The organism is Nonomuraea sp. IBHARD001, from assembly GCF_056106265.1.
Map to the genome: position 1 here is coordinate 6,662,417 of NZ_JBWBBW010000002.1, position 10,272 is coordinate 6,672,688.

The following is a 10,272-nucleotide window of genomic DNA, read 5'->3' on the forward strand; positions in this document are numbered from 1 at the left end:
CCCGGGGTGAGAAGTCGGCGGGTCACAGTGCTCCGATCTCGTTGTCGATGAGGGCGAACATCTCGTCGTCGGTCGCGTCCTCGACCGTCTGCCTGACGTCGGCGCGTGGCCGCTCGTCGTGCTCGGTGTGCCTGGCCAGCAGGGCGCGCAGCCTTGCGACGAGTTCGCTGCGGTCGGGCAGTGCGTCGAGCTCCCTGTCGATCCGGTCGAGCTCACCCAGCAGCACGTCGGAGGCGCTCGGCCCGTCGCCGACGAGCAGGTCGCGCAGGGAGGCGATCATGGCGGCCGGGGTCGGATGCTCGAAGACCAGCGTGGCCGGGAGTCTGAGCCCCGTGCTCGCCGCCAGCCGGTTGCGCAGCTCGACGGCGGCGAGCGAGTCGAACCCGAGATCCTTGAACGGCCGCGTCTCGTCGACGACCGTGCCCGGCTCGTGTCCCAGCACCGCCGCCACCTGGGCGTGTACGAGCTCGATCAGCTCCTGCTCGCGCCACACGACCGGTCCCGGCGCGGCCGGCCTGCGCCTCGGCGTGCCGCCGTTCGGCCTGGCCAGGTCGCGCAGCAGCGGGGAGGAGGCCGCGCCGAGATCGAGCCTGGCCGCCACCAGCACCGCCTCGTCGGACGACAGCGCCGCGTCGAACAGCGCCAGCCCCAGGTCGGCGGGCAGAGGCAGCACGCCGCCCCTGGCCAGCCTGCGTCTCGCGCTCTCGTCCAGGTGTCCCGTCATGTCGCTGGACAGCTCCCAGTGCCCCCAGGCCACCGAGACCGCGACCTGCCCTGCGGCCCGTAGGCTGGTCGCCAGCGCGTCGAGGAAGGCGTTGGCCGCGGCGTAGTTGCCCTGGCCCGGCGCGCCGAACGTGCCCGCCGCCGAGGAGAACAGTACGAACGCGGCCAGGTCCAGCCCCCTCGTCAGCTCGTGCAGGTGCGCCGCCCCGTCGACCTTGGCCCGGAACACGGCGTCGATCCGCTCGGGCGTCATCGTCTCGATCAGGCCGTCGTCCAGGGCGCCCGCGGCGTGGATCACCGCGGTCAGCGGCCGGTCGAGCGCCGCGAGCACGTCGGCCAGCGCGTCCCGGTCCGACACGTCGCACGCGGCGAACGCCACCGAGCCGCCTTCCTCGCGCACGTCGCGTGCGAGCGCGTCCGCGCCCGGCGCCTCGTGGCCGCGTCGCGAGAGCATCAGCAGGCGCCGCACACCGTGCGCACGCACCAGGTGCCTGGCCACCAGGCCGCCGATCCCGCCGCTGCCTCCCGTGACCAGGACCACGCCTTCCGGGTCGAACCCCGCGAAGTCCCGCGCGGGAGTCGCCGCACGCCCCAGGCGGGCGGCCCGCATCCGTCCCTGCCCGGCCGTCACCTGGTCCTCGCCGGTGGCCGCCGCCGCCGCGAGGTACGACTCGTCGTCGAGCGCCATCAGGGTGAACCGGCCCGGATGCTCGGCCTGCGCCGACCTGACCAGCCCCCAGAGCGCCGCCACGGCCGGGTCGGCCGAAGGCTCCCCTGTCAGGATGGCGAGCCGGGAATCGGCGAAACGCTCTTCGGCCAGCCAGTCGTGTATCAGGGTCAGGGCGCGGGTGGCCATGGAGCGAGCCTCGGCCGGGGCGTGGCCGCTTCCTTCGACGCGTATGGCCACGACCGGTGGGGCGTCGTGTGGGACCTCGGCAAGGCTGGCCACGACCAGCACCGGCTCACCGTCCGCGACGGGCGGGGTGTCATGCACGACCTCAGGGAGGTCGGAGGCGGGCAGCACCGGCTTGCCGACGCCCGGTGCGGCGAGCGGCGTCCAGACCGGGCGGAACAGCGAGCCCGCCGTACTGCCGCGCAGGAGTCCGGCCGCGAGCGGGCGGGCCACGATCGACGTCACGGTGGCGACGGGTATGCCGGTGGCGTCCCAGAGGTCGACCGAGAACGCGTCCGTGCCGTGCGGGGCGATCCGGACGCGCAGGGCGGTGGCCTCGATCGCGTGCAGGCTCACCCCGGTCCAGACGAACGGCAGCTTCGGCGTGAGCGCCCGCTCCCCCGCCCCGGCCACGACGGAGGCATGCAGCGCCGCGTCGAACAGCGCCGGATGCAGCCGGAACCCGTCCGGGTCGGCCTCGTCCGGCAGTACGACCTCGGCGAAGGTCTCCTCACCGGATCGCCACACCCGCCGCAGCCCTTGGAACGCCGGTCCGTAGTGGAATCCCATCGCGTCGAGCCCGTCGTACAACCCGTCGAGCCCGACCTCCTCGCCTGCGGGCGGCCATGGCGCCAAAACCTCGGCCCCCTCCGCCTTTCCCGCCGCCAGGACGCCGGAGGCGTGGAGGGTCCATTCGGCGTCGTCGGGCTCGTCGTCGCCCAGCGTGTACACCGCCACCTTCCAGCGGTCCTCGACCGGTCCGAGCGCCACCTGGAGGCGTACGCCCGCCTCGGCGCGCAGGGTCAGCGGCGCGTGCAGGGTCAGCTCCTCCAGCAGGTCGCAGCCCACCTGCTCCCCCGCTCTCAGAGCGAGCTCGACCAAGGCCGTACCCGGCAGCAGCACCACGTCGTGCACCGCATGGTCGGCCAGCCACGACTGCCCGTCCAGCGACAACCGCGACGTGAACAGATGCCCACCCGAGTCAGGCAGAGGTACGGCCCCGCCCAGCAGCGGGTGCCCCGGCACACTCAGCCCCAGGGCCGCCGCGTCCAAGGGCGCACCCTGCACGGCGTCGAGCCAGTAGCGCCTGCGCTGGAAGGGGTAGGTCGGCAGGTCGATGCGGTTGCCTTGGACGACGGTGGTCCAGTCGACCGGTACGCCGTGTACGTAGGCGTTCGCCAGAGCGATGGGGAAGTGGTCGTCGTGGTCGCGGTGGAGGGTGTCGAGGACGGCCGCGTCGTCGGTGATGGCACGCACGGCGAAGGTGAGGACCGGGTGGGGGCTGGACTCGATGAAGACGCGGTAGCCGTCTCCCAGCATCGTCTCGATCGCCCCGGTGAAGTCGACAGGCTGACGAGCGTTGGCGTACCAGTAGTCGGCGTCCAGCTCGGCCGTGTCGGTGAGCTCCCCGGTCACCGTCGAATAGAAGGGGATATTTCCCGACACCGGCCGCAGAGCGGAAAGCCGGTCGAGCAGACGATCACGCAAGGCGTCGATCTGCGGACTGTGATTGGCAATCGTCGCAGGCACAACCCGGGCCCGAACCCCATCAGCCTCACACGCAGCGACGAACTCCATCAACGGCCCGATCGCCCCCGCCACAGCCGTAGCAGCCGGACCATTGATCGCCGCCACCGACAACCCCCCACCCAACCGCGCCCGCACTTCCTGCACGGGCAACAGAACCGACGCGACCGCCCCCCGCCCCGCCAGCTCGGCGAACAACCCACTACGCACCGCCACAACCCGAACAGCATCAGCCAACGTCAACCCACCGGCCACAAAGGCGGCAGCCACCTCCCCCTGCGAATGCCCCACCACGGCAGCAGGCTCCACCCCATGCGAACGCCACAAAGCAGCAAGCGAGACCATCACCGTGAACAAGGCAGGCTGAACCACCTCAATCGCGTCCAGCCCCTCCCCGGTGCGCAACACATCCAGCAGCGAGTACCCCAGATACGGCTCGAACGCCTCAGCACACTCCCGAGCCTGCGCCGCGAACACCGGCGACGAATCCAGCAACCCCACCCCCATCCCCACCCACTGCGACCCCTGACCAGGAAAAACGAACACCACGCCGCCATAGGACGCACGCACCACAGCGACATCCGCCAGCCCTGCGACCAGCTCCTCCCGGCTACGCCCCACCACCACAGCCCGGTACTCCAAAGCCGAACGCGTCGTAGCCAGCGACCAGCCCACATCGCCAGGCGACATATCCGGATCGGCCACCACACCCGCCAACCGCCCCGCCTGCTCGCTCACCGCAGCCGCACTCCGCGCCGAAACCGGCAACACCACCAGCCCACCGGTCTCACGCATTACGGCAGGCTCCCTCTCAGGCGCCTGCTCCAGCACCACATGGGCGTTCGTCCCGCTCACCCCGAACGACGACACCCCAGCCCGCCGGACCCGCCCCACCTCAGGCCACTCCACCCGCGACGTCAGCAACGACACCGCCCCAGCCGTCCAGTCGACCTGCGACGTCGGCTCATCCACGTGCAGCGACTGCGGCAGCACCCCATGACCAAGCGCGAGCACCATCTTGATGACCCCGCCGACCCCGGCAGCGGCCTGCGTATGCCCGATGTTCGACTTCAACGACCCCAGATAAACCGGCCGCTCCCGATCCTGCCCATACGTCGCCAAAACCGCCTGCGCCTCAATCGGATCACCCAACGCCGTACCAGTCCCATGCGCCTCCACCACATCCACATCCGCAAACACCAACCCCGCATCCGCCAACGCAGCACGAATCACCCGCTGTTGCGCCGGACCAGACGGAGCCGTCATACCGTTCGAGGCGCCGTCCTGGTTGACCGCCGAGCCTCGGAGCACCGCCAGCACCCGATGCCCGAGACGCCGAGCATCGGACAGCCGCTCGAGCAACACCATCCCGACGCCCTCGGACCCGGTGGTCCCGTCCGCGCCTTCGCTGAACGACTTCGACCGCCCGTCAGGCGCGAGCGCCCCCTGCTTGCCGTACTCCACGAAGAACGACGGTGTGGTCATGACGGTCACGCCGCCCGCCAGGGCCAGGGAGCACTCGCCGCGACGCAGCGACTGGACGGCCAGGTGAACGGCCACGAGGGACGACGAGCACGCCGTGTCCACCGTGATCGCGGGGCCCTCCAGTCCGAACGTGTAGGAGATGCGGCCGGAGGCGAGGCTGACCGAGCTGCCGTTGCCCAGGTAGCCCTCGTACTCTCCGGCGGCTCCGGGTGTGGTCAGGTGGCGTACGCCGTACCCGCTGGCCATCACTCCGGCGAACACGCCCGTCTGGCTGCCGCGCAGGGCGGCCGGGTCGATTCCGGCGCGTTCGAACAGCTCCCATGACGCCTCCAGCAGCAGGCGCTGCTGGGGGTCCATCGCCGTGGCCTCGCGGGGCGAGATACCGAAGAACTCGGCGTCGAACCCGGCGATGTCGTCCATGAAACCGCTCTGCCGTACGTACGTGTGCCCGGAACGGCCGGGGTCGTCGTCGAACAGCTCCTCCAGGTCCCAGCCCCGGTCGTCGGGGAAGGGCCGTACACAGTCACGGCCTTCGGCCAGGATGCGCCACAGCTCCTCCGGGGAGTCGGCGCCTGGATAGCGGCAGCTCATGGCGACGATCGCGATCGGCTCGTGGTGCGACGGCTCGGCGGGGGCGGTCGCGATCGGCGCGGGTACGTCCTGCGGGGCGAGTTCGCCGAGCAGGTGGGCGGCGAGTGCGCGCGGGCTGGGATGGTCGAAGACGAGGCTGGCCGGCAGCTGCAGCCCGGTCAGGGCGACCAGCCGGTTGCGCAGCTCCACGGCGGTGAGCGAGTCGAAGCCGAGCTGCTTGAAGTCCCGATCCGCCCGTACGGTGTCGCCAGGGCGATGGCCGAGCACGGCTGCCGTCTCGGCCAGCACCATCGAGACCACACCCTGCTCACGGCCTGACTTGGGAAGCCGGGCCACGCGCTGGGCGAAGCTCTCCTGTGTGGTCGCGGCGGTCCGGCGAGTGGTGATCGGCAGGAGGCTCCGGAGTGCCGTCGGCAGGGTCCCGCGGTCGGCTCTGGCCCGGAGGGCGGCCAGGTCGAGGCGAGCGGCGACGACCGTGGCCTCGCCCGATGCGAGCGCCTGGTCGAACAGGGCCAAGGCCCGGGAGGTCGACAGCGGCCGGATGCCGGATGCGGCGATGCGGCGCTGGTCGACACCGGCCGTCAGCTCGCTGGTCTCCTCCCACAGGCCCCAGGCGATCGATGTGGCGGGTAGCCCGGCGGTCCGACGATGTTCGGCCAGGGCGTCCACGAAGCCGTTCGCCGCCGCGTAGTTGCCCTGGCCTGCCGCACCGAAGGCGCTGGCCGCCGATGAGAACAGTACGAATGCACGCACTTCCGCACCGGCCAGTTCGTGCAGATGCATCGCCACGTCGGCCTTCGACCGCAGCACCTCTTCGAACTGTGCCGGTGTCAGCGACTCCACCAGGCCGTCATCCAGTACGCCCGCCGCGTGCACCACTGCCGATACCGGATATGCCCGGAACAGCTCCGCCACTGCGGCACGATCCGCCAGATCGGCCGCCACCACCTCCACACCCGGCACCTCGTCCGCCAACGCCCGCGCGCCCGGTGCGTCCAGACCTCGACGGCTCGCCAGCACCAAACGCGACACCCCACGCGCAGCCAGATGCCGGGCCACCAACGCCCCCAATGTCCCCGTACCGCCTGTGATCAGTACACAGTCCCCCAGGTCGGCCTCCGCCTGCTCGTTCCGCATCCGCTCGACACGCTGGACGTACGCCGTCCCGTCGATGACACGAACGACCGGCTCGTCCAGCCCCGCCACCCGCTCGACGTCGCCCAGGTCGTCCGTCTCGACGACCTGGAACCGGCCCGGATGTTCCGACGACGCCGACCGCACCAAGCCCTGGACCGCCCCCGCCACCACGTCACCCGGCCGCACCACCAGCACCAACCTCGCGCCGACGAAACGCTCCTCCCTCAGCCAGCGCTGCAGCAGCGATAGCACCTCGCCGAGCACCTCCCGCACATCGCCCGGCTCCACGCGCGTCAGCACCGCGGCGGGCGCCGGACCCTCGAAGTCCAGACCCTCCACGCACGACACCGCCTCCACAGCACCGGCCTCCACCCACACCGGCCGATACAGATCACCCCCCTCAACCACCACCATCGGACGCACCACCAGCGCATCCACCGACAACACCGGCACCCCTGCCACATCCGTCACCAACACCGCGAACGTGTCCTCACCCACCCGCGACACCCGAACCCGCACCCCCGAAGCCCCAGACGCGTACAACCGCACCCCACTCCACGAGAACGGCAGCCTGGGTGTGCCGAGCCCGCCGAAGGCCGCAGCCGAGTGCACCGCCGCGTCGAGTACGGCCGGGTGGATACCGAAGCCGTCGACCGGCAGTTCGGACTCGACCTCGGCGAACACCTCGTCCCCGACCCGCCAGGCCGCCCGGACCCCGCGGAACGCCGGGCCGTACCCGAGTCCGGACTCCGCCAGATCGGCGTACATGTCGGCGATGTCGACCGGCACGGCCTCCGGTGGCCAGGTCGTCAGGCCGGGGCGCTCGGCCGTCGTTCCGGGCGCCATGGTGCCGCTGGCGTGCAGCACCCACTCGCCGCTCTCGCCACGCGCGTGCACCGACACGCCACGGCGTCCCGCCTCGTCGCCGCCGTCGACCGATACCTGGACCTGTACGGATGCCTCGCCCAGCACCAACGGGGCGACCAGGGTCAACTCCTCCACGACACCGCATCCCACACCGTCACCAGCGCGCAGCACCCACTCCACGAACACCGAACCCGGCACCACCACCACACCCCGAACACGGTGATCGCCCAGCCACGGATACGACGACTCCGACACCTTCGCCGTGAACACGAACCCACCCGAAACCACCAACGGCACTGCCGCACCCAACATCGCGTGCCCAGCCGACTCCAACCCCGCCGACACCAGATCGGCAACCAACCCCACCCTGTCATCCAGCCAGAACCGCTCCCGCTGGAAGGGATACGTGGGCAGGTCGACACGATGGCCGCGTACGACGGTGGTCCAGTCGACCGGTACGCCGTGTACGTAGGCGTTCGCCAGAGCGATGGGGAAGCGGTCGTCGTGGTCGCGGTGGAGGGTGTCGAGGACGGCCGCGTCGTCGGTGATGGCACGCACGGCGAAGGTGAGGACCGGGTGGGGGCTGGACTCGATGAAGATGCGGTAGCCGTCTCCCAGCATCGTCTCGATCGCCCCGGTGAAGTCGACAGGCTGACGAGCGTTGGCGTACCAGTAGTCGGCGTCCAGCTCGGCCGTGTCGGTGAGCTCCCCGGTCACCGTCGAATAGAAGGGGATATTTCCCGACACCGGCCGCAACCCGGAAAGCCGGCCGAGCAGACGATCACGCAAGGCATCGATCTGCGGACTGTGATTGGCAATCGTCGCAGGCACAACCCTGGCCCGAACCCCATCAGCCTCACACGCAGCAACGAACTCCATCAACGGCCCAATCGCCCCCGCCACAGCCGTAGCAGCCGGACCATTGATCGCCGCCACCGACAACCCCCCACCCAACCGCGCCCGCACTTCCTGCACGGGCAACAGAACCGACGCGACCGCCCCCTGACCGGCCAGCTCGGCGAACAACCCACTACGCACCGCCACAACCCGAACAGCATCAGCCAACGTCAACCCACCGGCCACAAAGGCGGCAGCCACCTCCCCCTGCGAATGCCCCACCACCGCAGCAGGCTCCACCCCATGCGAACGCCACAAAGCAGCAAGCGAGACCATCACCGTGAACAAGGCAGGCTGAACCACCTCAATCGCGTCCAGCCCCTCCCCGGTGCGCAACACATCCAGCAGCGAGTACCCCAGATACGGCTCGAACGCCTCAGCACACTCCCGAGCCTGCGCCGCGAACACCGGCGACGAATCCAGCAACCCCACCCCCATCCCCACCCACTGCGACCCCTGACCAGGAAAAATGAACACCGCCCGCCGCTCGCCCCCACTCTCCCCACGCACCACCTCGGCCCCGGCCAGCAACTCCTCCCGGCTACGACCGAGCACAACCGCCCGATGCGGAAGACCCGAGCGCCCGGTGACCAGCGTGTGCGCGACATCCACCACATCCAGACCGGGCGCGGCCCCGGCGAAAGCCCGCAACCGCTCAAGCTGCGCGTCCAAAGCGGCAGGCGTCCGAGCCGACACCACCCAAGGCACCACCGACGGCACCACCGACGGCACCACTGACGGCACCTCGACCGGCCCCCCGGAAAGCGACTCCCCCTCCTCCAGCACCACGTGCGCGTTAGTCCCGCTCACCCCGAACGACGACACCCCAGCCCGCCGGACCCGCCCCACCTCAGGCCACTCCACCGCCGACGTCACCAACGACACGGCCCCAGCCGACCAGTCCACCCGCGACGTCGGCTCACTCACATGCAACGACCTCGGCACCACCCCATGGCCGAGCGCGAGCACCATCTTGATCACACCGCCGACGCCGGCAGCCGCCTGCGTATGCCCCAGATTCGACTTCAACGACCCCAGAAAGACCGGCCGCTCCCGATCCTGCCCATACGTCGCCAAAACCGCCTGCGCCTCGATCGGATCACCCAGCGCCGTACCCGTGCCGTGCGCCTCGACGACGTCCACATCCGCGAACGCCAACCCGGCATCCGCCAACGCAGCACGAATCACCCGCTGCTGCGCCGGACCAGACGGAGCCGTCAAACCATTCGACGCCCCGTCCTGATTCACCGCCGACCCCCGCACCACCGCCAGCACCCGATGCCCAAGACGCCGAGCATCCGACAACCGCTCAAGCAACACCATCCCGACGCCCTCGGACCCGCTGGTCCCGTCCGCGCCCTCGCTGAACGACTTCGACCGCCCGTCAGGCGCGAGCGCCCCCTGCTTGCCGTACTCCACGAAGAACGACGGGATCGCCATCACCGACACGCCACCCGCCAACGCCAGCGAGCACTCGCCACGGCGCAGCGACTGGACGGCCAGATGAACGGCCACCAGGGACGACGAGCACGCCGTGTCCACCGTGATCGCGGGGCCCTCCAGGCCGAACGTGTAAGCCACCCGGCCGGACGTCACACTTCCGGCGCTGCCGTTGCCGATGTATCCCTCGTACTCGTTCGAACCGCCGGGGGTGCTGACCTGGCGCATGCCGTACCCGCTGACCATGACTCCGGCGAACACGCCCGTCTGGCTGCCGCGCAGGGCGGCCGGGTCGATGCCGGCGCGTTCGAACAGCTCCCACGACGTCTCCAGCAACAGGCGTTGCTGCGGGTCCATGGTCACGGCCTCGCGCGGTGACAGCTCGAAGAAGTCGGCGTCGAAGTCGGCGACGTTCTCCAGGAATCCGCCGTGCCGTGCGGAGGTACGCCCGTAGGCGGCGGGGTCGTCGTCGAACAGCTTCGACAGGTCCCAGCCCCGGTCGCGGGGGAAGGGTCCGATGACGTCCTTCTCCCCGGCCAGTACGTCCCAGAGGGCTTCGGGCGAGTCGATGCCGCCGGGGAACCGGCAGCTCATCGCCACGATCGCGATCGGCTCATGGGCGGCGGCCACCTGCTCGCGCAGCCGTTCGGTCTCCTTGAGCGACGTGCGCAGGGCAGCGACGAGCCGGGCGTCCTGGTCGGTCATGTTCGTGT

At 70.5% G+C, this 10,272-nt stretch carries 1 protein-coding gene; it reads right to left on the minus strand.

The features are described 5' to 3' along the window. Positions 1-22: 22 nt before the first annotated feature. Positions 23-10,264, minus strand: a complete 10,242-nt coding sequence (locus ACTWNK_RS32220) for an SDR family NAD(P)-dependent oxidoreductase (RefSeq protein WP_474308679.1) — start codon at positions 10,262-10,264, stop codon at positions 23-25. Positions 10,265-10,272: the final 8 nt, after the last annotated feature.